The 24,797-nt window shown below is 45.2% G+C and carries 23 protein-coding genes; 13 read left to right on the forward strand and 10 right to left on the reverse strand.

From position 1 onward, the window contains the following. Positions 1 to 150: 150 nt before the first annotated feature. From EJ063_RS07085 to EJ063_RS07100, 4 genes are all read left to right on the forward strand, one after another. Entirely contained in the window at positions 151 to 921 is a 771-nt protein-coding gene (locus EJ063_RS07085) for an ABC transporter ATP-binding protein (RefSeq protein WP_126573415.1), read from the forward strand. Between the two features lie 60 nt (positions 922 to 981). Next, positions 982 to 1,752, forward strand: a complete 771-nt coding sequence (locus EJ063_RS07090; protein WP_167469886.1) for an ABC transporter substrate-binding protein — start codon at positions 982 to 984, stop codon at positions 1,750 to 1,752. Positions 1,753 to 1,834: 82 nt separating this feature from the next. Next, positions 1,835 to 2,575 carry an ABC transporter permease gene (locus tag EJ063_RS07095; RefSeq protein ID WP_126573418.1) on the forward strand — a complete coding sequence of 247 codons (741 nt, stop codon included), beginning with the start codon at positions 1,835 to 1,837 and terminating at the stop codon, positions 2,573 to 2,575. A gap of 3 nt (positions 2,576 to 2,578) precedes the next feature. Continuing rightward, a complete protein-coding gene (locus tag EJ063_RS07100) occupies positions 2,579 to 3,256 on the forward strand; it encodes an ABC transporter permease (RefSeq protein ID WP_126573420.1) in 678 nt (225 codons plus the stop codon). 74 nt (positions 3,257 to 3,330) lie between these two features. On the opposite strand, the gene EJ063_RS07105 is transcribed toward EJ063_RS07100, so the two are convergent. After that, on the reverse strand, positions 3,331 to 5,013 hold the full coding sequence (locus EJ063_RS07105) for an aspartate:alanine antiporter (RefSeq protein ID WP_126573422.1): 1,683 nt from the start codon (positions 5,011 to 5,013) through the stop codon (positions 3,331 to 3,333). 190 nt (positions 5,014 to 5,203) lie between these two features. Next, positions 5,204 to 5,470 (reverse strand): GrxA family glutaredoxin, encoded by a 267-nt coding sequence (locus EJ063_RS07110; RefSeq protein ID WP_008077635.1) that lies wholly within the window; start codon positions 5,468 to 5,470, stop codon positions 5,204 to 5,206. 274 nt (positions 5,471 to 5,744) lie between these two features. Between EJ063_RS07110 and EJ063_RS07115 the strand changes: the two genes are divergently transcribed. Continuing rightward, positions 5,745 to 6,995, forward strand: coding sequence for an iron-containing alcohol dehydrogenase (locus EJ063_RS07115; RefSeq protein WP_126573423.1), 1,251 nt, complete (start codon positions 5,745 to 5,747; stop codon positions 6,993 to 6,995). 50 nt (positions 6,996 to 7,045) lie between these two features. Here EJ063_RS07115 and EJ063_RS07120 read toward each other — a convergent pair whose 3' ends face one another. The 5 genes from EJ063_RS07120 to EJ063_RS07140 all read right to left on the reverse strand — a co-directional run bounded on the left by EJ063_RS07120 (position 7,046) and on the right by EJ063_RS07140 (position 12,453). Beyond that, on the reverse strand, positions 7,046 to 7,900 hold the full coding sequence (locus EJ063_RS07120; RefSeq protein WP_126573424.1) for a MurR/RpiR family transcriptional regulator: 855 nt from the start codon (positions 7,898 to 7,900) through the stop codon (positions 7,046 to 7,048). A gap of 293 nt (positions 7,901 to 8,193) precedes the next feature. Further along, on the reverse strand, positions 8,194 to 9,840 hold the full coding sequence (gene panP, locus EJ063_RS07125) for a pyridoxal-dependent aspartate 1-decarboxylase PanP (RefSeq protein WP_126573426.1): 1,647 nt from the start codon (positions 9,838 to 9,840) through the stop codon (positions 8,194 to 8,196). A gap of 142 nt (positions 9,841 to 9,982) precedes the next feature. Continuing rightward, a complete protein-coding gene (locus EJ063_RS07130; protein ID WP_126573427.1) occupies positions 9,983 to 10,495 on the reverse strand; it encodes a hypothetical protein in 513 nt (170 codons plus the stop codon). Between the two features lie 110 nt (positions 10,496 to 10,605). Then, the gene (locus tag EJ063_RS07135) at positions 10,606 to 11,511 is read right to left on the reverse strand and encodes a LysO family transporter (RefSeq protein WP_126573429.1); all 906 of its coding nucleotides are present in this window, start codon (positions 11,509 to 11,511) and stop codon (positions 10,606 to 10,608) included. A gap of 21 nt (positions 11,512 to 11,532) precedes the next feature. Beyond that, a complete protein-coding gene (locus tag EJ063_RS07140) occupies positions 11,533 to 12,453 on the reverse strand; it encodes an HDOD domain-containing protein (protein WP_126573431.1) in 921 nt (306 codons plus the stop codon). A 356-nt stretch (positions 12,454 to 12,809) separates the two neighbouring features. Between EJ063_RS07140 and EJ063_RS07145 the strand changes: the two genes are divergently transcribed. Beyond that, the gene (locus EJ063_RS07145; RefSeq protein WP_126573433.1) at positions 12,810 to 13,397 is read left to right on the forward strand and encodes a TfoX/Sxy family DNA transformation protein; all 588 of its coding nucleotides are present in this window, start codon (positions 12,810 to 12,812) and stop codon (positions 13,395 to 13,397) included. Between the two features lie 98 nt (positions 13,398 to 13,495). Here the strand turns inward: EJ063_RS07145 and EJ063_RS07150 are convergent, their stop codons facing one another. From EJ063_RS07150 to EJ063_RS07160, 3 genes are all read right to left on the reverse strand, one after another. Beyond that, on the reverse strand, positions 13,496 to 14,044 hold the full coding sequence (locus EJ063_RS07150; RefSeq protein ID WP_126573435.1) for a hypothetical protein: 549 nt from the start codon (positions 14,042 to 14,044) through the stop codon (positions 13,496 to 13,498). 165 nt (positions 14,045 to 14,209) lie between these two features. After that, positions 14,210 to 14,707, reverse strand: a complete 498-nt coding sequence (locus EJ063_RS07155) for a response regulator (protein WP_126573437.1) — start codon at positions 14,705 to 14,707, stop codon at positions 14,210 to 14,212. Continuing rightward, complete coding sequence (locus EJ063_RS07160; RefSeq protein ID WP_126573439.1) at positions 14,704 to 16,653, reverse strand: ATP-binding protein; 1,950 nt, start codon at positions 16,651 to 16,653, stop codon at positions 14,704 to 14,706. Before EJ063_RS07160 ends, EJ063_RS07155 begins: the two co-directional genes overlap by 4 nt. Before the next feature lie 173 nt (positions 16,654 to 16,826). On the opposite strand from EJ063_RS07160, the gene EJ063_RS07165 reads away from it, so the two are divergent. From EJ063_RS07165 to EJ063_RS07195, 7 genes are all read left to right on the forward strand, one after another. After that, positions 16,827 to 18,092, forward strand: a complete 1,266-nt coding sequence (locus tag EJ063_RS07165) for a DUF945 family protein (protein WP_126573440.1) — start codon at positions 16,827 to 16,829, stop codon at positions 18,090 to 18,092. Between the two features lie 124 nt (positions 18,093 to 18,216). Then, complete coding sequence (serC, locus tag EJ063_RS07170) at positions 18,217 to 19,299, forward strand: 3-phosphoserine/phosphohydroxythreonine transaminase (RefSeq protein ID WP_126573441.1); 1,083 nt, start codon at positions 18,217 to 18,219, stop codon at positions 19,297 to 19,299. Between the two features lie 138 nt (positions 19,300 to 19,437). Then, positions 19,438 to 20,013, forward strand: a complete 576-nt coding sequence (locus EJ063_RS07175; RefSeq protein WP_126573444.1) for a hypothetical protein — start codon at positions 19,438 to 19,440, stop codon at positions 20,011 to 20,013. A 9-nt stretch (positions 20,014 to 20,022) separates the two neighbouring features. After that, a complete protein-coding gene (locus EJ063_RS07180) occupies positions 20,023 to 20,388 on the forward strand; it encodes a response regulator (protein WP_126573445.1) in 366 nt (121 codons plus the stop codon). Between the two features lie 8 nt (positions 20,389 to 20,396). Then, entirely contained in the window at positions 20,397 to 20,672 is a 276-nt protein-coding gene (locus EJ063_RS07185) for an STAS domain-containing protein (RefSeq protein ID WP_126573447.1), read from the forward strand. Between the two features lie 2 nt (positions 20,673 to 20,674). Further along, positions 20,675 to 22,753 (forward strand): chemotaxis protein CheA, encoded by a 2,079-nt coding sequence (locus EJ063_RS07190; protein WP_126573449.1) that lies wholly within the window; start codon positions 20,675 to 20,677, stop codon positions 22,751 to 22,753. 66 nt (positions 22,754 to 22,819) lie between these two features. Next, positions 22,820 to 24,796 (forward strand): methyl-accepting chemotaxis protein, encoded by a 1,977-nt coding sequence (locus tag EJ063_RS07195; protein ID WP_244225159.1) that lies wholly within the window; start codon positions 22,820 to 22,822, stop codon positions 24,794 to 24,796. The last annotated feature ends 1 nt before the right edge of the window (position 24,797 follow it).

Consider the following 24,797-nt stretch of genomic DNA (forward strand, 5'->3'; position numbering starts at 1 on the left):
CTGTATATCCTGAATTTGCAGGTTAATGATTTGTTGCATGTTGCGCTGTGTAGTGATAATTTGTAGCGCTATATGGGTGGAACCCAGCAGTAAGCCAAGAATAAATGACAATAAACACTTGGTGATAATAATTACAGGGAGCTAAAGCGCATGAATGATGTACCAGCGCTGGATATCAAAGATCTGCACAAAACATTCGGACAGAATGAAGTTCTAAAGGGCATCTCATTAGAAGCCCACAAAGGGGACGTTATTTCAATCATTGGTTCATCAGGCTCTGGTAAGAGTACCTTCCTTCGATGCGTCAACCTTCTTGAAACACCTACCGCTGGCGAGATTTGGGTCAATGGCGAATTGATCCAAATGAAAAACAACCGTCAAGGTGAAGCTGTTCCTGCCAATGAAAAACAAGTTCAACGTATTCGTTCTCGCTTAGCGATGGTTTTCCAAGGTTTTAACCTTTGGTCACACATGACGGTCTTGGAGAATGTGATTGAAGCACCCATTCACGTACTGGGTGTCCCAAAAGCACAAGCGATTGAAAACGCTGAAATGCTGCTGAAAAAAGTCGGCTTGTATGAGCGTAAAGATTATTACCCAGGGCACCTTTCCGGTGGTCAGCAACAACGTGCGGCGATTGCTCGTGCGCTTGCGGTAGACCCAGAAGTAATGCTGTTTGATGAACCAACTTCTGCGCTAGACCCAGAGTTAGTGGGTGAAGTTCTTGGGGTAATGAGAGATCTCGCAGAAGAAGGGCGCACCATGTTGGTTGTAACACATGAAATGGCATTTGCTCGCGATGTGTCTAACCACGTTATGTTCTTACATCAAGGACTCGTTGAAGAACAAGGAAACCCTTCTAAACTATTTACAAACCCGGACTCTGAACGATTACAGCAGTTCATCTCATCGATTTACTAATCGCCGGTAACGGCAAACACAACAAAAGCACAAATAAAAATCACAATCAGGAGTATGGAAATGAAAAAGTGGTTATTAGCAGCAACATTAGCAGCTACAGCAGTAACAGGTGCGGCTCAAGCAAAGGATTGGAAAACAGTTCGCTTCGGTATTGAAGGTGCTTACCCTCCATTTAGCTGGACAGAGGCCGATGGTTCTCTGAAAGGTTTTGACGTAGATATGGCAAACGCACTGTGTGAAGAGATGCAAGTGAAATGTAAGATCGTTCCTCAAGACTGGGACGGCATCATTCCTTCGCTTCTAGCACGTAAGTACGATGCAATCATCGCGGCGATGTCTATTACTGAAGAACGTAAAAAGAAAATCGACTTCACTGGCAAATACGCACTTATTCCAAACAAATTCATCGCTAAGAAAGGCGCTGGTCTAGATTTCGACAACCTAGACGGTCAAAAAATTGCGGTTCAACGTGCAACAACGCACGACAAATACCTAACTGATAACTACGGTGACAAAGTATCTATCGTACGTTACGGCTCTTTTGACGAAGCTTACCTTGACCTAGCAAACGGCCGTGTGGCGGCTGTACTAGGTGATGCATCTGCTCTAGAAGAAGGTGTTCTTAACAAAGCGGGTGGTGATGCTTACGAATTCGTCGGCCCATCACTAACGGATCCTAAATGGTTCGGTGAAGGTTTTGGTATTGCGGTACGTAAGCAAGACAAAGACCTAACGAAGAAACTAGACGCTGCGATTCTTTCTCTGCGTGAGAAGGGTGTTTACCAAGATATCGCTGCTAAGTACTTCAACTACGACGTTTACGGTCAGTAAACGTTGAGTAATGGCCGTCAGTTTTTGTTCCTAGGAGTATGACTGACGGCCTTTTTAAAGTTTAGGGATTAGGAACAGACCTATGCTGGATTTACAAGGATATGAAGCCTCTATTTTGAAAGGGGCCGTTGTGACCATAGAGGTTGCTTTGTTGTCACTGCTGGTGGCGATGATTTTAGGCATGCTTGGTGCACTCGCAAAAATGGCCCCCTATCGCTGGGCAAGAGCTATTGCGACACTTTATACCACCGTTATTCGTGGCATTCCGGACTTAGTTCTGATGATGCTGATCTTCTTTGGTGGACAAATTCTTCTCAACAACAGCCTTTACTCAATCAATGAATGGCTCAACGAGTGGTTTGCATCAAGCAACCCTGAGCATGAGTGGACATCCTATTTACCGGATTACATTGACGTGAGCCCGTTTGTGGCTGGTGTATTGACCATTGGTTTTATCTTTGGCGCTTATATGGCTGAAACCTTCCGTGGTGCGATTATGGCCGTTGACCGTGGTGAGCTAGAAGCAGCAAAAGCGTATGGTATGAGCTCATTCCTAGCGTTCCGCCGTATTCTTCTACCGCAAATGATTCGCCATGCATTACCGGGTTTTGGTAACAACTGGTTAGTCCTGTTAAAGACTACGGCACTTGTCTCTATCATTGGTTTAGAAGATATGGTTCGAGTGAGTGCATTGGCGGCAGGCTCGACGAAAATGCCATTTACCTTCTATATGGCTGTTGCCTTGATTTTCTTATTCTTTACCAGTGTCTCGACAGGGTTCTTGAAGATGGTAGAGCGCAAATTCAGTATTCATGCGAGGTAAAGAATGGACTTTTCGTTGATTTTAGAAAGCTTGCCAATATACCTAGATGGTTTGTGGACCACCGTATGGCTAGTTGGCTCGGCACTGATTCTTGGCCTTATCGTCGCGATTCCATTAGGTGTGGCGCGTAACAGTCCGAACTATTTATTTAATGGGCCAAGCTGGGCGTTTATCTACTTCTTCCGTGGAACGCCGTTACTTGTTCAACTGTACTTAATCTACTACGGCATGGACCAATTCTTCCCAGTAAAAGACACGTTATGGGAAAATGCCTGGTTTTGTGCGCTTGTCGCCTTTGTTTTAAATACGTCAGCGTATACAGCAGAAATTATTCGTGGTGCTATCAATGGCTTACCGAAAGGTGAGGTTGAAGCGGCCAAAGCGTATGGTATGAGCACGTTTAAGACCTATCGTCGCATCATTCTACCAAGTGCATTACGTCGTGCATTGCCAGCGTACAGTAACGAAGTGATCTTTATGCTTCATGGTAGTGCGGTCGCAGGTATTGTAACGATTGTTGATCTTACAGGCGCCGCTCGCTTAGTGAACTCTCGCTACTATGCACCCTTTGAGTCGTTCCTAACGGCAGGCCTTTTCTACATGGCTTTGACCTTTATTATTCTTGGTTGTTTTAAGTTTGCTGAGAAGCGATTCCTAGCTTACATGCGACCTTTAAGCTAATTCGTTTAACACACTCTACACTAAAAAGGCTTCCGATTTGGAAGCCTTTTTTGTGTCTGATAGTGAGTGAACCACTAACTTAAAATGATTAAGACAGTACCAGCAAGTGTCATCAAAATATTGGCAATTGCATAGGTGCCTGCGTAACCCAGTGCAGGAATAGTTGATTTCGCATAATCGTTCACGATGTCCATTGCGGGTGCGCAGGTACGAGCACCAATGATCGCACCAAACAGAAGTGCGCGGTTCATCTTAAGCAGGTAAGCGCCCACTAAATAAGCCAATACCACAGGCACAACACTGACGACGAAAGCAAGACCAATCACCTGCGGGCCAACCTGCGACAAGTGCTCAAACATCTTACCGCCCGCACTTAACCCAATGCCGACCATAAAGAACATTAAGCCCAAATCTTTGACCATGTTAAGTGCCCCTTGAGGAACGTAACCGAAAGTCGGGTGGTTTGCTCGTAAGAAACCAAGAGTGATGCCTGACAGCAGTAGGCCTACCGCGTTGCCAAGACCGAATGAAACTTGGCCGAACGTCATGGTGATCAAACCGAACATAATGCCGAGAATGAAGAAGCTACAGAACGCCAATAAGTCAGCCATTTGGCTATGAATCGAGATGAAACCGATTTTTTCAGCAAGCCCATGAACACGGCTCTTTTCACCACTGACTTGCAGAACGTCACCTTTGGCAAGCACGATGTCTAAGTCCATTGGCATTTCAATCTGTGCGCGAACAACTCGGTTTAGGAAACAGCCATACTCAGATAAGTTTAAATCTGATAGGCGTTTACCAGCGATAGAGTCACTTTTTACCACGATCTCTTCTTCAACAATGCGAAGGTCAAGCAGGTTGCGGTCGAATACTTCCTTACCGTTTCTAAAGCTAGGATCAAGACGCGCGTGGCTGTCGGGGAAGCCGACTAAAGCAATCTCGTCACCTTGCTGCAAAATAGCGTCACCATCAGGGTGGGCCAAGATGCCGTTACGGCGAATGCGCTCAATGTAGCAACCCGTTTGACGATAGATACCCAGCTCTCGCAGGTTCTTGCCATCAATCCAGTCAATCAGTTCTTGACCTACACGGTAAGCACGAATAATCGGCAGATAGACTTTACGTTGACCTGAGCTGCCTAACCCACGCTCTTGAGCGATTTGCAGCGCCGAATCAGATAAGTTTTGTTTTTGCAGTTTCGGTAGTAGTTTAGCGAACATAATCATGCTGATTAAGCCAACCAAATACGCCATCGCATAACCGACCGATAAGTTCTCAATCACTTGAGCGAAATCCATGTTGCGAGGCGTAGTGGCTAAGCCAGAGTTAAGCGCATCTTGCGCACCTACCAGAACCGGTGTCGAGGTTAACGCACCTGCCATCATACCTGCCGATAAACCGAAATCGAGACCGAAGTGGTGGCTAGCGAAATAGGTAATACATAGGGCGGTGGATAACACCACCATACTTAAAATGAAGTAGTGCTTACCATCACGGAAGAAGATACCGAAAAAGTTCGGGCCGGCTTCAATACCAACACAGTAGATGAACAGCATGAAACCAATGGTCAGCGCATCTGCATTGAACGAGAAGCCGAGATGTCCCATCACCAGAGAGGTGATCAACACGCCAATAGAGTTGCCAAGCTGAAGGTTGCCGAATCGGATTTTACCGATACCAAGGCCAATCGCTAATACAACGAAAATCAATAAGATAGGGTTTTGTTCGAGCAGGAGTACGACGTCTATGTTCACGGGCAATTCTTATGTTGATGCCGAGGGTAAGTTAAGTGTGCGAATTGTATCTGAATATTGCAAAAAGATAAGTGAAAATTTTAATAATTTACCATTATCTTACCTAAGCCTAAAACAGCAGGGTAGCCGAATGGCAGACGAAAAAAAGCCGCTGTTGAAAGCGGCTATTTTAAAAAATGGGGGGGAGCGATTACTCGTCGAATAGACCTAGGTGCTCTTTCGCGTACGCTTCGAAGTCATCACAACCACCGATGTGGTCTTGGTCGATGAAGATTTGAGGTACAGTTTCAACTGGCTTACCTACTGTTTTTTCTAGGTCAGCTTTAGAGATACCTTCTGCGTGAATATCTACATAGCGGTAGTTGAAATCATCGCGTTTTGCTTTAAGTGTTTCAGCGTGCTCTTTTGCACGAACACAGAAAGGACAAGCTGGGCGACCAAAGATAACAACGAACATATTTCTTTCTCCTATAATTTGTTATCTGCAACTATGCCCGAATCAATCTCGGAAATAAAGTGGCATTTACCACTTGTTCCGATAGGTGAAATCTATCGAACAAAAAATGAACCTAAATAGGAGAAAATGCGTTTTATGACGTGCTTTAGGTCGAAAAGCCGTAGAAAAGATCAGGCTATTTCTCACAAGTTGCAGTATGTCACCTTATTTATTTTCAACAGGGTGCAAGCTTAATACGCAGACCTATCGATCACCGTAAAAGGAGCCCATCAGCATGTTTCAGTTTATGACCTCCACAAGGATTATTTTTGGTGAAGGCGCATTACAGTCATCCTTGTCGGTATTAAAGCAGTTTGGTTACAGTGTATTATTAGTGTCAGGAAAGAATACCGAGCGAGCATCGCCGATCATTCAATACTTAAAGCAGCAAAACATGCGTTACCAGCATGTGGCCGTGAGTGGTGAGCCAAACATCACTATGATCGAAGAAACGGCATTACTTGGGCGAAAGTTTCGTCCGGATATGGTCGTGGCGATTGGTGGTGGTAGCGTGTTAGATATGGGCAAGGCGTTAGCTGCGATTATTCCCAATCAAGGCGATGTGTATGACTACGTTGAAGTCGTCGGTAGAAACGTCCCTTTAAAGTCAAAGCCTATTTCTTTTATTGCTATTCCCACCACTGCGAGCACTGGCTCTGAAGTCACCAAAAACGCGGTGCTTCGTTCTGGTCAAGATCGGGTAAAAGTCAGCTTACGTAGCCCTGATATGTTAGCTGATGTAGCGATAGTCGATCCCTCACTCACTTATGGCACTGATCCTTATTTGTCAGGTCGAGGGGCAATGGATGCTTTTACCCACTTGATGGAAGCGTATGTCTGCGGTGAGCCTAATCCGCTCACTGACATGATATGTGAAGAGGGGCTAAGACGACTGTCTTCATCGATGATCGCTGGTTGTTTGCAAGATGATCATAAAGCGCGCTCCGATCTCTCCTTTGCGGCGATGCTCGGTGGGATGGCGATTTCGAACGCGAAACTGGGGGCGGCTCATGGCTTAGCCTCAGCATTGGGTGGTAAATTACAAGCGCCTCATAGTGTTATTACCGCTCGCTTAGCGCCGTTCGTGATGCAGGAAAACATGAAAGCTGCGAACGCCGCCGGAAGAAGTGATGTGTTGGCTCGCTACCGTCAATTAGCCCACATCTTAACGGGACGAGTCAATGCTCACCGTGACGATGCCGTGCTATGGGCTAACATGATGCTTGAACGGTTAGCGATACCGCAGTTGGCGCAATTCGGTGTGTGTTGCACTTCGTTTGATGCGGTGGCAGAGGATGCATTGAAGTCTGTCGCAATCAAAGGTAACCCGCTACCGCTAACCAAAGATCGCCTGACGTATATCTTAAATCAAGTCTGTCAGTGCCAAAGTGATTGTGAGCAGTCTCAAACCTCAATGGACGTGGGGAGAGCCGAGGTTATCTTGTCAGGGGATGTTGAGGGCGAGAGTCGATTTCAAAATAGCTAGATACGTATGAAATGCAATAAAAAACGGAGCAATCGTTGCTCCGTTTTTGTTTAGAATTGAGACAGCTTATCGTAGCGAGAGTCTTTCAGAACATCTTTTACACGCTTTAAGTTTTCTCTAAAGCCTGTGCCGCGGCGAAGTGTAAAGCCGGTCGCTAATACATCAATGACTGTCATTTGAACCACGCGGCTTGCCATTGGCATGTAAACGTCAGTGTCTTCAGGTACATCTAAAGAAATAGACAGAGAACTTGCTTTGTCGAGTGGTGAGTCTTTAGCCGTAATTGCAATAACCGTTGCGCCATTCTCACGAGCAAGGTTTGCGATCTCTACTTGGCTCTTTGTACGACCCGTGTGTGAGATAAGCACGATCACATCATTGTCTGTACAGTTAATACAGCTCATACGCTGCATGACTACATCTTCAAAGCAGGTAATTGGGATGTTAAAGCGAATAAATTTGTTTTGAGCGTCTTTGGCAACTGCAGAAGATGCCCCCAAGCCAAAGAAAGAGATGCGCTTTGCTTGAGTAAGCAGGTCAACAGCACGGTTAACTTGCATTGCGTCTAAGCTATTTTTAGCGACATCAAGACACGCCATAGTCGATTCGAAAATCTTATGCGTGTACGCATCTGGGCCATCGTCTTCTTCGACGTTACGGTTCACATAAGGTGTACCATTGGCGAGGCTTTGAGCTAAGTGAAGTTTAAAGTCAGGAAAGCCCTTGGTATCAAGGCGGCGGCAAAAACGGTTAACAGTTGGCTCACTTACATCGGCCATTTTAGCCAGTGTAGCAATACTAGAATGGATAGCCGTTTGAGGAGACGCCATGATGACTTCTGCAACTTTACGCTCAGACTTGCTAAAGTTTTCTAGGTTTTTTTGAATTTTTTCTAATGTGTTCATAGTGTTCACGAGGGTATAGAGAACAACTCACTGGAAATACCCGATAGTAATGATAGGAAACAACCTGTTCCCAAATAGGGTAAATACCTTCCAGTGCCATGAAGCCAGTATAAACCTAAGCAAAAGGTTTACGGCAACTTTTCTACTAGGGAATTAGCTAATATATGACAAGCCTCAAACTAAATTTTGTCTAAACTACAGAATTAGACTGAGCTTCGCTAAAATTTTGAACGTTGGGCTTGTCGTTGATAGAGAAATTACATTTTTCTAGAAAGAAAATTTCAGTTTTCTTCCTATGAATGACGAATCTGCTCTGCCAGCTTTTCAATCTTCGCCATTAACTTTGGTGCTTGTTTGGCTATTTCTCGTTGCTCTTTTAATACCGAGCCAAGAATGTCACAGCTGGTTAATGGATTCGCCAATACCACTCTGAAGACAATCGTGTTCAGGTGATGCAGACGCTCAGGGTTAAGTCGCGTTCGAGAAACAAAAGACTTGCCGGTTTCACGTTGACGTTTTTGGATAAACATCGTCAGTTCATTGAGTAATTCATTTAGCTTCTCAGTTTGACTTTCCGTCGCTTGAGTGAACGCTTCTTGAATTGATTGCGGTACGTAGCGGTACGTGAGTAGGCAAAGTTCAGGTTCGGACACTAACTCAAAGTCGGCTTGCTGTTCAATATGGTTCGCAAAGAACTTAGCTTTCTCGATGCTTTGGTCGATCAGAAGCTCGTAGCCAGGGCGACTGATGATGTGCATTGCCGCATAGACTAGCATCGCCATACCTGAACGAGAGCCTTCTAACGTGTGGCTACCCAAGTCTTTCGACCCTTTACGCAAGATGTATTGCGCATGATGCTCGATAGATTTCATCGCATCTGGCTGTTTAAACAGAACCATACCAGCGCCCATAGGGATGTAGAGCTGTTTATGCGCATCAATCGTGACTGAGTCAGCGAGTTCAACACCATCAAGGAGGTGACGATAGTTATTCGACATCAATGTTGCACCGCCCCAAGCAGCATCGACGTGGAAATGACACTCTTCTTCCTGACAAATTTGGGCAATTTGAGTCAGTGGGTCAATGCTACCTGTTTCGGTGGTACCTGCTACGCCGATAACGGCAAAGGGTTTAATGCGCTGCGCTTTTAGCTCGACGATTTTCTCTTGCAGTGCTTGAGGGCAAATGCGGTTGTTGTTATCGGTTTTTACGGCCACCAGTCCTTCTTGACCAATGCCAAGAACGTCAGCGGCTTTTTTGAGCGAGTAGTGACCCCGTTCAGAAACTAATACGGCTAAACCTTCATAGCCATAGTGTTTCATCGCTTTGAACAGACCTTCTTTCTCAACCCCTTTAAAATCACCTTGAGCGCGCAATGCATTGTTGCGAGCGACCCACAGTGCCGTGATGTTGGCGATGGTCCCGCCAGAGCAAAACGCACCAAGAGAGTGGTTGGCACTGTGCATCCATTGACCGTAAAACGAATCGTCCTGAGAGTAAATAAGGCGATGAAGCATGCCAAGAACTTGACGTTCCAAAGGGGTAAACGCTTTCGAGGTTTCGATCTTTACCAAGTTTTGGTTCAGGGCGATCATGATCTTTGACAGCGGCATCAAAAAGTAAGGGAGAGCCGAGGTCATGTGGCCAATAAAGCTTGGCGCAGAGGTATGAACGGAGTGGGAAACCAGTGTATCGAGCAGGTGCTGAGTATGATCAGAAACAAATTCTGGTTGTTCAGGGATCGATGCGTTAGAGAAGTCTTTTTCAATCTCTCGCAGCGGCTTTTCTTCCGCAACAATATGTTCTTTTAGGAACTTATTCAGGTTACGTGAAAGCTCTTCATCGATTTTGGTTAGCGTTGAGTCTGGCCCTTCAGGAATTGTGAAAATTCGAAGTAAACTTTCGAAGCTCACATCAGCCGTTTTCTGTTCCGATTTCATACAGCTACATTGCTCTAATCTTTTTTATTGCAGCGCGACAATCTAAACGAAAACGGGACCAAAGTCCCGTCTTAATTAACGAATCTTAGATTTAGTAATACGAGAGTCGCAGAATGACAGAGTAACCCTATGAGCTATAGGTTTACTGACAATTGATTGCTTCAAGTTGTTTAATTGAGGCGTTGTAACGCTTCAGTGCAGAATCAATTTTCGTTGGGTGGCTGAGTAGGTCAGCGAACGCTGAACGAAGCTCGTAATTCTTCTCATGCGGCTTTGATTGACGATCATCAAACGTTACTTTCGCAAGTTGGCCAAGTTCGTCACCACGCGTTGACAAGGTTTTAATGTCTTTTTGTTCTAGCTGCAACCAAGCTTCAACAGGTTGTGCAGTGGCCACTTTGGTTTGGTCTTCAACAAGGTAGTAATGCACAGCTGCACGGTTAAGTTCAAAGTGGTGTTTACGACCTTCAAGGAACCACTCGCTCACTTCTTTTAAATCTGGGTATTGCTCAGATGTCAGCTGGGCAAGATCTTCATACCAATGCAGAGAGGCATCAATGTAAGCATCGTACTTTTTAGAAAGACAAGCGTTATCAGCGGCTGCGGCGAAAGTAGACGTCGTACTTAGTAGCAGAGCTGCAATCATGCGTTTCATAGTGATTCCTTTTGAATGTGTCTTATTATAGTTGTCTAAATGAGTTGTCGTTAAACGTTCCGAACTATCGGCCGTAGATAATACTGAATTTGAAGTCGTTTTCCTGCGATCTAGCCTGCAAGAGAGACAAAGAACAGCATCAATACGGGCACGAGAAGACTTAAGATAAAGCCACTCACAATCGCAATGGGTACACAACGTACGCCACCGGTTGTTTGAATAACTGGTAACGTAAAGTCCATTGCTGTCGCTCCGGCATAACCGATGGAAGTGCAAGGCTTAGTGCGGATAAATAGTGGGATTAGAATGAGCGCGATGAGTTCTCGTAGCAATTCGATCATAAATGATGCACCGCCGTAGACTGGACCAAACGCGTCACCCATTAATATCCCTGCTAGCGAATACCAACCAAAACCTGAGGCCATCGCTAAGCCTTGATAGACATTAATATCAAGAATCAGAGCAGAGATGACGCCACCGAGCATAGAGCTAATGATCACGAGCAAGGCGATGACCATGCCATGTTTGTTCAGCAGAATCTGACGAAGAGTTAAACCACTATTACGAAGTTGGATGCCAATAAAAAACAGTAGAAGGAATAAGATCCACTCGCTGGCAGTATCCACCCAACTAAGGTCGAAAGGAAGGGCCAGGCCAACTAATAGTCCACCACCAACCACCAAAATTAGCTTTGCTGACTCCATTGCCATAGAGGACAGAGGAAGCTTGGCATTATTGGTGTCAGTTTCGATAGGCAACAATTTATCGACGAGTGGGAGGGTGGCAAGGTTAGCTAAGCTTAACACCACAAAGAAGACGGCGGTTGTTTTCAAGATAAGCTGTATGTTTTGGCCCAAGTTATCAAGACCCGCCAAGCTCAATCCCATCAACGCCAAAATGACGTAGATAAGGTTCGAGGTTGTGGTATTAATCGTATTAAGTGTTGATTTCTTGGAAATAGAAATAAGATACCCCACCACAAGTGGGGCAAAGATAAAGATCATCCCTGAGAACATACTGCATCCTGTTATGAGTGGTTATAGGCCACTCGCACTAATAAGCTCGTCTATCTGTGTACTGAACTCACTATCACTTAAATTACTGAGTTTGTACAGTATATCTGCTCCGGTGACATCAATTTCAACACTATGTTCATCTAGGCTTTCGTCTTGACGGCGGAACATTAGAATGTGATTGGCGATACGAGCCACATCTAAATAGCTAACGTCAGCACTACCTTTTGACAAAGATTGATTCGCGGAAACCTCAAGGAAATCGTTGTCAAACCCCCAAGTACTTAGCACCAATCGACTGGCGTTCGCACATTGGCGGTCAAAAATTTGAAATGCGATGGACTCATCAAGATAGTTACCTTGCTCTAGATAGTTGTGGTACTCCTCAACAATGCAGAACAAGCCGATATCTGCCAGAAGGCCACATAGAAGTGCTTTATCCGTTTCCAGATGACGATACTTTTCGCTTTGAGTTTCTTTAAACCCACGAGTAACGAGCACCATAGTTGCCGCCAACTCACGAGAATTCGCCGCACTTTGAACCAGGATACGGTTACAGGACTGACTTAGATTAACGGAGTGCTTCAGTTGTTCGATGGCTTGAGCCGTCACGATGTCACGCACTCGGAAGATACCTAAACGAGAGACGGCGGTAAGCAGATCCGTACATGTGATGTTGCGTCGGTTAAAAATAACCGAATTAGCAACGCGAATCACAATCGCCGCAAGACTTGGGTCTTCAATTAACAGATCCGCGATATCAGAAATGGTGGTGGTGTCTTCAGTACATTGCTGCTGAATCTTCAAGACAACATCGGGAATAGGAGGAAGGGATATCTTTCTTGATTTGATCGAATGTTCTATCAAGCTGAAAAACTCAGACTCGATGCCCTTAACCAGAAGGTCACCATTTTCTGGTAACCAGTAAAAAGATAGGTGGCTCATATACGCTTTCTAATTATGCTACTTTTTACAGTGTAACGTTTCTAGCCGTATATTAGCAATCAATGGAAATCATATTATTGATAATTTGCGTAGCGTTTTATGTCAGGATGTAACCGAGTAAGGAAATACCCAAAAGTCCATTGTTGTGACTTCGGTCAAGTTACGTTGATTATGAAATGCGATTCATGTGACATATGCACAGACTTATTTTGTTTCGTTAACTATGATTTACGGTACTTGTTACTACTTAAGTTAAAAAAATAAAATATTGGCTTAAGTGGGTTTTATTACTTTTTTCGCTTATAAATGCTGCTATCTGGTGATCATAACTAATCGGGGTTAAAGATTAAGGATCAATGGATATGACAGAGCAAATTTTTATTCAATACGTAACGAAATTCGGTGACTTTCAAAAGCGTTCGATGTTTGGTGGTACGGGCCTTTTTAAAGACGAAGCAATGTTCGCGCTACTCAGTGCCGATCGAATCTTTATCCGTGGTGGGGACAGACTCGATGAACAATTGATTGAACTGAATTGTGAAAAATATCGCCACGTAAAGAAACAAACAACGGCTACGGTTAACTACTATGATATTACCGAGCTGTTTACTGAAAAACATGATCGCTTAGAAGAGCTGGTTGAGCAGTCTATTCAATTTTCAGTCTCTCAGCGTCAATACAAACGTTCATCAGCGAACCGCCGTTTAAGAGATCTTCCAAACATGCAGCTAACGTTAGAGCGCATGGTGAAAAAAGCGGGTATCGAAGACGTAGACAGCTTCCTTGAAATGGGTGCACCAGCTGTGTTTTCTCGTGTAAGAGAAGCCTACGGCAGCGATGTGGATGTGAAGCTGTTATGGAAGTTTGCTGGCGCAATTGAAGGCATTCACTGGAAGCTGATCCAAGAGCCACGTAAGCGTCAACTGTTGGCTAATTGTCACTGATCGAAAAAGTAAACGAAATGCTCATTGCAAACGGAATTGCATAAAAAAACCGAGGCCTGAAACCTCGGTTTTTTAGTGTCTGCGACTCTCGCTAGCAATTAGAACTTAAAGCGAGTTGTGAACATAAGCTGATCACCGTAGAAATCGTTGATGCGAATTTCACCACCGATTGAGAATAGCTCTGTTGAGTGGAAGCGTGCATACGCAGAACCAATCCAGTCATCTTCATTATCAATTGAGACGTAACCGCCTTTACCACCAACTTCAAGCTGTGGACCTAACCATTGGCGAACGCCCAAGTTCAGTTCCATACCTGTGTCCGTGCCTTTCGCCCCACCATCATCGACTAAGCGAAGTAGCATTTCACCGGTGAAGTCAGCCCAGTTATTGATAGGAGCATGGAAGCCGAAACCTGCTGCAGCATCGTAATCGCCTTCGAATTCAGAATCGATACGACCAATAACGTGCGCGTTAGGGTGGATTGATTTGCTCATTGCGGCACCAAAAGTAACCGGGCTTGCGCCGATACGAGCTTCTAGGTAGTCATAACTGAAGTTGCTCATTACCGCCGGGCTGTTAGGGTCGGTTTGAGCAAAAGATTGACCAGATGCAAGCACTAATGCTGCAGCTAAGATTGTTTTACGCATATTGACGATAAACCTATGTCTTGTAAATTTCCTTGGTCTTAAGCGACGTGCGCCATGACGTTTAAGACGACATGATAATGCATCATAGCGGTAGCCACTATAGAAATGTCATTGTTTTGTCGTTATTTAATAATTAATGCAACTCGTGTGCCAAGGGCTGTGTAATTATTCGCCATAGCTGAGCCGATTTTGTGCGACAGCCTCGAAAATTTTCTCTGTATCAAGAATAGACGCCCAAGGCATGAGATCTTTCTCATTTTTTAGTACATATTGGGTCAGCTGCTGTTTCACTGCTGCGCGCAGTTCGTCCCCTTGCCATGGTTTGGAGATATAAAAGTCCAAACTGGAGTGGTTGACCGCCTCCACGGTATCTTCGAGCCCCGCTTGCCCTGTCAGAAGTAGCTTCCTTGTTGCCTGAGTTGATGTTTGTTGATTGAGATCGATAAGAAACTGAATGCCAGTGGTCTCTGGCATAATGTGGTCGCAAACAATAAGCGCCAATTTTACGTCTTGTTGTTCAAATTCATCAATCAGATGTTTTGCTTCTTGCACTGATTCCGCAGCTTCAAGCAAGAAGTGCTCCTCAAAACAGTCAAGATCTTGAATGACACTGTCGAGTACTTCACGTTCGTCATCGACGCATAAAATGAGGTATTTGTTCATTCATAACTCCTTATGGTTGGCGTTGCGCTAAGAGGCAGCCAAACTGAAATGTCCGTAAACGTATCTGGCTGCGATTCCACTTCAATGTTTCCGCCATGTTGATGAATAATTTGTTGGCAGATCGACAAGCCGATCCCTAAGCCAAAATTGCCTTCTTTCTTGGTGGTAAAGTTAAGTGAGAAGATCTTCTCTTTTATTGCGTCAGGAATCCCGCAGCCATTGTCTCTAAAGGAGACCCGGACCCCTGGTAGCCCTTCATGATCACATTGCTCGGTGTGGATCTTGAGTTGCCCCTTTTCAGGGAACGCATCAATCGCATTGGAAATGAGATTGGTCCAAACCTGTTGTAGAGCAATCGGTAAGCAGAGTATGCGGGGTAGTGACGAGTAGTGACGCTCGACTCGATGGAATTTAAGCTTGTTTTCAAAGATCACTAGGGTGTCTTCAATCCCTTCATGTATGTCGACTTCTCTGCGTTTTTCATCGTCTGAACGCGAATAGCCTTTTAAACTTTTTACCATATCGGCAATACGACCAGCACAAACATTAATCGAACGTAGCGTCGACCCCGTCAAGAAATACTCTTCTAACCGTTCTAGCTGCGCTAAGGTCGCTTCGGGTGATTCCACCGAACGTGCTTGCCAATGTTGTTCTTTAGTTAACCCTAGCTTGACGAGCTTTTTGGCAATTCTTCGATTGTGTGTGACTTTTTCTGCTTCTCGGGTTAGTTCCCGTTCATTGGCGGTAGAGCGGGGCCTTTGCGTTAATCCACGCTGCAACATGTGCTCTGCCGATTCTCCGGCGTGTTGCAAGGAACGGACATCAAGAAGAGGCTGAATCTTATTGGTCAGGGTTTCAGTGCCACGTAATATGGCGGCTATCGGGTTATTCAGCTCATGAGCGACCCCTGCGACCAGTTGACCAAGCATTGCCATCTTCTCACGTTCGATCAATTGCTGGTGGGCGTCTTCAAGGGATTCAATGGTTTTTTGCAGCTCTAATTTGGTGGTAATACTTCGTTGCAAGCGGCGATTGAAGTGACGTAACAGCAAGTTAGTAAAGAGGGGCAGCAAGGTTGTATTAGAGTGCATGACCTTGGCAAACACCGCTCTATCCAATTTAATGACCTCGGTATCGGTCAATGTTATGGCTGTCGAAAATGACGGTTCACCGGTAACAAACGACATGCCTCCGACTATATTCCCTTGCGTATGACGAACCACTTCACGTTGACGTCCCTCTTCATCCTTTTTGTAGAGCGCGACAACCCCTTTGGTGATGAACCACAAGAACTGATTTTCTTCCCCTTCTTGGGTTAAAAGATGATCGGCGGAATAGACACGTTTGGCGTGGGTATCGTCTTCTTGGTCGAAGAAGGTCAGCAACGCACTACTGACTTGTTTGGCAAGTTGTTGGTCTGAGAGGCTATGGTGATCAGTAATAAACCCCTCGCGGTAGTGACGCATTTTGAGATCAATGTGAGTCCGAAGTAAGCGATGTTGATCAAGGATGTGGCTGTATGAGAGCAGGTTATCTTGGTCATGTTCAATAATGAAGGTAGTGAGCTCTTTCTCTGCGGTTTTTCGTACCAAGTTATCTTGTAGCGGTTTTGTCAAACAGTGATCGAGTCGACCGTCATTGACCGCGGATAGAATGGCTTGGATATCCTGACCGCAGCTGATTAATATTTTCCGCGCGTCTTGAGTGTGGCGGTGCTTGTCGAGGTGAATGAGAAAATCAGCGCCATTAAAGGTTTCGTGATGGCTAGCAATAACAAGAGCAATGGTTTGGTGACGTTCGGTACAAAATTCTAAAGCGGCGTTGGCTTCTGCTATCGACTCTAGACAGTGAAGATCAAACTTGCTGGCAAAAGGGCTAAGCTCACGCCGCAATTGCTCATTGCTGATAGGGTTACTGTCAAGGCAAAGGACGGAAAATTGATTCACAACTAGGCTACACTCTATTGATCATTACCTATCAATTTAACAATCTTCTACTAGGCTTGCTGAGAGCTAGCTACGAGAATTTTGAATGAAATTTGTAGAAAGCCAATACACTGATTTAACTCAATGTTTTTTCGTGTAGACTGAAAGAAACCCGAATATAAGAAAGTAAATCCATGGAACTTAAAAAAATCGGCGCCATCGGTGGCGCAATTTCGCTTGCGTTGTGTTGGCCTTTAGCGGTTGGCCATATTGGTCAAAAAGTGATTGAAGACGGCGTAGTCAGTTTAAACAACGAGTCAGTTCAGGCTGAAATTGTTGAATACGACCGTGGTTACTTTTCGTCAACGGTGACTACCCGTTACACAGTCACGGATCCAACCTTAGCGGAACAGTTTGCGATTGATGGCTTACCTTCAACTATTCTTGTTCACAGTGATTTGTCGCATGGCCTACTCAGCTTAAGTGCAGTATCGACGCTAAAAGACATGCCCGAGTTTCCATTGACTCTCAATACCACCACTCAGCTCAATGGTAATACGGATTACGAGCTAACATTGAGCAATTGGAATCAGGTAACAGAAGGCGCTGAAGGTGCGATTGTTTCGGTTTCTCCATCGACTCTGAAAGGCCATGTGAGTGTGCTAGGTGATATTACCTATGACCTTGATATTCCTTCGGTAGAAATTGACTTCAACTCTGGTGAAAAAGTGCTGCTTTCTGGGTTAACCGGCCAAGGTGAAGGCAAAAAAATGAACAGCTTCTGGCTTGGTGAGCAGACAATGAAAGTGGGTAAGGCATCAATCCTTGATGTTTCCCAGCAGCCTTTGTTTGCATTAAGTGACAGTCAATATTCATTCAACAGTTCGTTTGATGAGTTGGCTAAAACCGTCAGTAGCGGCCACAAAGTAGAACTGAATAATCTGCTGACAGCGGACGGTGAAGTGGATAGCGTTTCCATTGATCTTTCTTTCGGTGACTTAGATAGCGAGTCTTTTGAGCATCTAGTGAACCTCTACCAAAACAATCCGATGTTGACGAGTGCGGATATCGAGTCTGCGATTCCTTATGTCGAGAACCTATTCTCAAAAGGTTTTTACCTAGCGATGAATAAAATGGCGGTGAAGTTAAGTGATCAAAGTGAGTTTGAATCTCGCTGGAAGTTGACGGTTCCAGAAGGCACAAGCAACGTAGCTCAAAACCCAATGATGATCTTGCCGGCCCTAACAGGGCAGTTAGATACCTTCTTTTCGAGTGGTCTTGTAAAGGAGTACCCGTTTATTCAACAAGGCGTTGATGAAGCGATGATCATGGAATTGATTCAAGAGACAGATAAGGGTTATCAAATCCATGCGGAGCTAAAAGAAGGCAACTTAGTGTTTGAAAATGGCCAACAGATCCCTTTAATGGCTTTGATTCTGCCTGCTCTAATTCAGCCTTAACTGTTCTATTTGATGGTTTTAAAATGAAAAGAGGTCGTAAGACCTCTTTTCTTGCTTTTTATACATCGAAAAACATGGTATTAATCGGGTAGTTAGATTAATAAATCGTGTGCAAGGAAACAAAATGGACAATGTTTTTAACTTTAGTGCAGGACCGGCTGGTCTGCCTAAAGCGGTGATGGAAAAAGCGCAAAAGGAATTGGTTGATTGGAACAACTTAGGCACTTCCGTCATGGAAATCAGCCACCGAAGCAAAGAGTTTATTAAAGTTGCTGAAGACGCTGAGCAAGACTTAAGAGATCTTCTAAACATCCCTGACAACTATAAAGTGCTATTCTGCCAAGGTGGTGCTCGCGCTCAGTTTGCCGCGGTACCTATGAACCTTTTGGGCTCGGCGAAAAAGGCAACTTATATTGACGCTGGCTACTGGGCAGAAAGTGCCATCAGTGAAGCCAGCAAATACTGTCAGGTTGATACCTTTAATGCGAAGTCTGAGATTGATGGCAAAACAGCCGTATTGAGTGCGTCAGACTGGCAAGTGGATCCAGAAGCGGCATACGTTCATTTCTGTCCGAATGAAACCATTGATGGTGTTGAAATCGCAGATCTTCCAGTAACCGATAAGCCAATCGTCGCTGACATGTCTTCAACTATTTTGTCTCGCGAGATTGATGTTGCTAAATATGGCGTCATCTACGCCGGTGCTCAAAAGAACATTGGCCCAGCTGGTTTGTGTATTGCGATTGTTCGTGATGATTTACTTGAGTTTGCGCATGACTTACTGCCAAGTTTCATGAACTACAAAATTTTGGCTGAGAAAGAGTCCATGTTTAACACGCCACCAACGTTTGCTTGGTACTTATCAGGTTTGGTCTTTAAATGGCTGAAAGAGCAAGGTGGTGTAGCAGCGATGGAGCAAATCAATAAAGAAAAAGCACAACTGCTTTATCAACAAATCGATGACTCAGATTTCTACATCAACAATGTTCATCCGAATAACCGCTCACGCATGAATGTCCCATTCCAGTTAGCGAAGCCAGAACTTGATGCTTTGTTCCTAGAGCAAGCGGCAGCGAAAGGTTTGGTGTCATTGAAAGGTCACAGAGCTGTGGGTGGCATGCGAGCGTCGATCTACAATGCTGTTCCATTGGAAGGTGTTCAAGCCTTGGTGGCATTTATGCAAGAGTTTGAAGCGAACAACGCATAACGTCTTCTACATTGTATCTTAAAGGGTCTAAGCGGCAACGTTTAGACCTTTTTTATTATAAAACTGCGCTCCTAGTTTGTTTATGAACTAGTCTAAAAACTAGGCTATTGATAAAAGGGTATTTAAGTGGGGCGCTATATGTACTTAATTGGTCTTGGAGCGACTATTTTCTTAATCCAGGCTCTGCTTGTCGGGGTGACTGCGCCGGCGATGCTATCCGCTGCGCTTATCACAACACTTACTTTTATCGTCTTCCTAAAGACCCGAAAATCGACCTCACATCTCTATCAACAAAGCCTCCAATCATTAGCGTTACGCTTATTACCCAAACTGCGTCAGCAAGTGGTGACTTCTTCGGAATTTTCTTATCAAGCGGTGATACAACTTAGTACCAAAGTTGAGTCGATGCGAAACATTGCCAGCCACATTAAACAGGTTGATGCTGACCCCTGTAACGAGATCCAACAGTACCGTGACCAAATGGAACAGCTCTATAAAGATATACTGGTCGTGCTTCAATTTGGGGACCGATTACACCAGCAGCAAGAAGGGCTAAAAGAAGGGCTGAGCATGGTAGAGGAAGCGTTAAACGATATAGAACAACTTGGTTGGGATGAAGTGACTCTCTTGGAAGAACTGGAGCTTATTGAACAGACGACCAAAGTCGAGCCCGGACGCTCACCGGAAGATGAAGGAAGTGTGACCTTTTTTTAGGAAGTAAACATGCAGAAGACAATTATGGTTGTGGATGATTCTGAGTCGTTACGACAAGTCGTGAGTATTGCTTTAGGTGGAGCAGGGTATCGAGTGCTCGAAGCAAGAGATGGTGTCGACGGTCTTGCGAAATTAGATGGGGCTAAAATCCACCTGATCATCAGTGATGTCAATATGCCGAACATGAACGGCATTGACTTCGTGAAGCAACTTAAATCACTGGCCAAATATAAGTTCACCCCTGTCATTATGCTGACCACAGAAAGCCAACAATATCTTATCGAGGAGGGAAGAAAAGCAGGGGCAAAAGCGTGGATGGTCAAGCCATTTAGACCTGAGCAGATGCTTGAAGCGGTCAACAAACTGCTAAATTGAGGTAGACGATGAGTGGATTTAGCTATGTGCTTCCCCAAGAGTTGACCATCTATGAGGTAGAAGAAACCTACCAAGAGTTGTGCTTAGCGATACAAGATCATGACTTTGTTCAGTTAGACTGCCAACATTTGATTGAACTCGATACCGCCGGCTTTCAGTTGTTGGTTTGGTACCTTTCTCAGCCAGATGTTTCCGAATCAGGTGTAAACATCTTCAATGTTCCGCTGTTTCTTGAGCAGCAGATGGCGCTGTTTTCCATCAAGACACTTCAATCAGTGGGCTAAAAATGACAGAGTTTGATCGAGCTGTTCAAGTGTTTATAAATGAGTCATTAGAATTGACGGATGACGTTGAACAACTGCTGCTCAATCAAACCTTGTTAGATGAGCAGTTTTCAGAATGGATTGACGAACTGTTTCGAGCCATTCACACCATTAAAGGCAGCGCAGGCTTATTCGGTTTTGATGAAATCACTACGTTGACGCATTTGCTCGAGTCCTTGCTAGCTCAAATGAGGGATGGGCAAACTCGTCTTGATGATGGCTTACTAGCGACTCTGATCGAAAGTAATGACGTTGTCCGCCAACAAGTAAGCGCCCTCAGCCAAGCGCAGCCTCTGCCTAATACCGAATCTGTAGTCGCAAGGCTTACCCCTTATCTCATCCAAGTCATCACTAGCAGCACCGAAATTCATACGCCTGAACCTGAAAAAAGCGTCGATGATTGCTCTGGGGTTTGGCATATCTCCTTACGTCCAGAGCCGCACGTATTGGAAGATGGACTCGATCCGATTCGCTTTATTCATTATTTGGGCACAAAAGGGGAGTTGGAACATATCGAGTTAGTCACGGAATCGTTACATGTCAGCATCAAAGAAGAGTCGTTTCAGCCTCAGAAAAGCTACTTGGGTTATGAGATTCGATTTAATGCATTTACTAACAAAAATCAGATATTGGATGCGTTTGACTTTCTTCTCAATGACGCACAGGTTGAGGTGTTGTCACCTGAGAGCTCATTTGATGATTATGTCGCGCTGGCAGAGCGGTTAACAGGTAGCACTGACCATTTGATGAGCCTGTGGGCGGGGATGTCCGTCATCACTCCTGAACAATATCGAAATTGGCAAAGTCACCAGTGTGAACCCGATTCTGAGCCCACCTACCGCCCCAATATTGTGACGTCCAAAACGCTTCGTGTCGAAGCAGAAAAACTAGACAGGTTGATCGACTTAGTCGGTGAGATGGTGATCATGGGTGCTCGAACCAATCTATTGGCGCATCAAACGGGTAACGAGCCACTGATTGAATCCATGGCGATGCTGGAACGATTAGTTGAGGGGATTCGTGATAGTTCGTTGCAACTGAGGATGGTTCAAATAGGGGACACGTTCAATAAGTTTAAGCGAATCGCCAGAGACACGGCTCAAGAGCTCGGTAAACACGTCGAGTTGATTGTCAGTGGTGCTGAAACTGAGTTGGACAAAACGTTTGTTGAAAAACTCAGCGACCCGTTAACCCACCTAGTTAGAAATGCCATCGATCATGGTCTTGAACTTGCGGCAGACAGAGTGGCAGCGGGAAAGCCCAATTCAGGGGTCATCCGCCTTAACGCCTACCATGACTCGGGATCGATTGTGATTGAAGTGAGTGACGACGGCAAAGGCATTGATGAAGAGCGAGTGCTAAGCCAAGCCAAAGCGTTGGGGTTGGTTCATGGCGAGGAAGTCCTAACCAAGAGAGAGATCTGGAATCTGATTTTTGAGCCAGGATTCTCGACAAGCCAAACGGTCACCGACTTATCTGGCCGAGGCGTTGGTATGGATGTGGTTAAGAAGAACATTGAGCTGCTGCGCGGCAATATCGAGATCAGCAGCGAACAGGGTAAAGGAAGCCGTTTCATTATCCGCTTACCACTTACCCTGTCGATTGTGGATGGGTTCATGTTCAAAGTCGCAGGTGGAGATTATGTGATTCCACTGGATAACGTTGTCGAATGTTTGGAACTCAGTGAAGTGCTACAAGGGGCTCAAAGCACCAGTAAGCGATACGTCCACCTGAGGGATGAGGTGTTGCCATTCTTGAGGCTGGCTGAATGGTTTGGGATTCAACGAACAGTCGACTCAGAGCAAGAAGCACTCATCGTTATTCAGCTGGGCTCTTTAAGGGCGGGCCTTGTAGTAGACAGCTTGAGCGGAGAGTTCCAAACCGTGGTGAAACCATTAGGACCACTGTTTGAAGGATTACAAGGGATCAGCGGGGCTACAATTTTAGGAAGCGGAGAGGTGGCCATTATTTTGGACATTTTTGCTTTAATTCAGACCGCTTTGAATCCATCAGATCGAGTGAATACCGAACGTTTCAATTAGCGTTTGAAACGTTCCGCAATTTGGGTGCGAGTCGGTGAGAGACATCGGCACACTAGGGAGAGGGGCATGATCAGTAAACTATCGATAAAGAACAAGATCATTGTCGCAATGTGCACAATGGGGTTTCTGTTGTTAGTCATTGCGGTATCGGTGCAGCTAAAAAATCGGACGATTGAAACCTATGCAATCAGCGTCGGCAGTGAAGAAATTCCTAAAGTGATTTTGTCACTCAACATGCTGGATGAGCTCGCCGATATGAACTCGAATGTCTTGGAGTTTATTACCGGGGAAGCGGAAGAAAAAGATAACTTCCAAGAAAACTACACCGCCTTTGTGGCCTACTTTGAAAGCTTGAAGCAGTTAGAGTCGGCTGACCCCATCTTAGTTCGTCAAATCGATGACCTATCCCGACGTTACTACGATGACATGCTGAACTTGGTGTTTAAGCAGTTTGATCCAACCTTAGAGAGCCAAGCCGTAGATAAGTACAACTACTTGATCAGTGAATTTGCCGACCCACTAGAAAGAATGCTCGATACGCTGAAAGAAGAAGAAGTCGCGGATGCGGGCCGGGGTGATTTTGAAGATGTGGTCAATGATGACCTGCCAGGGGTGCGTTACTATCTTGAGCTGATAGATGAAGAGGGCGATATGATGTCTGCCCTCAACGCTTACATGCGTGGCGAGGTAGGGGCGATCAATGTCTTTGAACAAGAATCTCGTAACTTTGCTGAATACCTAGAACTGATAAAGCCGTTAGAAAGAAAGCCAGAAGAGATTAAGAGCCTAGGGCAAGTCGAGCAAATGTATCAAGAGCTCTACAAAGGTGGCAAAGACATCTTCGCTTTGTATCGGCCAAGAGACAAACTTGAAGCAGCGTTAGAAATCGACAAACTTGAACATGAAGTGTTTAGCAAACTGGAAACCATCCTAGATGACATCAGTAACACGGCCGATCGTCAAAGTGGGGACTCTTTGGACCAACTGGTAGAAGCGGCGCGAGAAAGTATTTCGCTAGTTTGGGGGCTACTTGGCTTAGCGGTATTGCTTGCGTTTGTGACCGCGATGTTCTTAATCAAAGGGATCGTATTGCCCATTAAAGCGCTCTCTGAAGCGGCAGAGGATCTTCGCTCAGGGGAAGGTGACCTTACTCGTCGTATTCCCGATTTTGGCCGCGATGAAATCGGTGAAACAGCGCAAAGCTTTAACGGCTTCCTCGATAAGCTACAAAACATCATGCTCGATATTAGACGCTCGGTCGAAGCGATTGCTCATAGTACCAATGAGGTTTCCACGACCTCGCAAATGCTGAGTACCACGTCCAGCCAACTCGCTTCCAGTGTTGAAGAAACCAGTGCCTCTTTGGACCAGATGAGCTCTTCTATTTCCATGAATACCGAAAACTCAAAAGTGACGAATGGCATTGCCACCCAATCAAGCTCTGAAGCGGATGAAGGGGGTAAAGCAGTTAATGATACCGTGGATGCGATGACGGCGATCGCTGAGAAAATCGGCATCATTGAAGACATCGCTTACAAAACGAACTTACTTGCCCTGAATGCTGCGATTGAGGCGGCGAGGGCAGGTGAACATGGTAAAGGGTTCGCTGTGGTAGCGGATGAAGTGCGTAAGTTAGCAGAACGAAGCCAAGTGGCGGCGCAAGAAATCAGTACGCTTGCAGACAGCAGCGTGAAAGTCGCTCAACACGCAGGCGATATGCTCAACCGCATGGTTCCCAACATTCAACAAACCGCCGACTTAGTACAAGAAATCACGGCAGCATCGACAGAGCAAAGCACCAGTGTGGCTGAAATAAATCGCACGGTTTCACAACTTGATGAAATCGCGCAACAGAACGCCTCTGCATCTGAGGAATTGGCATCAACAGCGGCCATGGTACAAGACCAAACCAACGACATTCGTAGCACGGTGAGCTTCTTTAAACTCACTAATGAAGGAGATGAGCCAAAGACGGCACGCAGACAAGCCGCAGTAAGTAACAATGCCAAGCGTGAAACTGGCTATGTTCCATTTGATGAATAGA

Origin of the sequence: Vibrio aquaticus, from assembly GCF_003970385.1 — a bacterium.
In the GTDB taxonomy this organism is placed as follows: domain Bacteria; phylum Pseudomonadota; class Gammaproteobacteria; order Enterobacterales; family Vibrionaceae; genus Vibrio; species Vibrio aquaticus.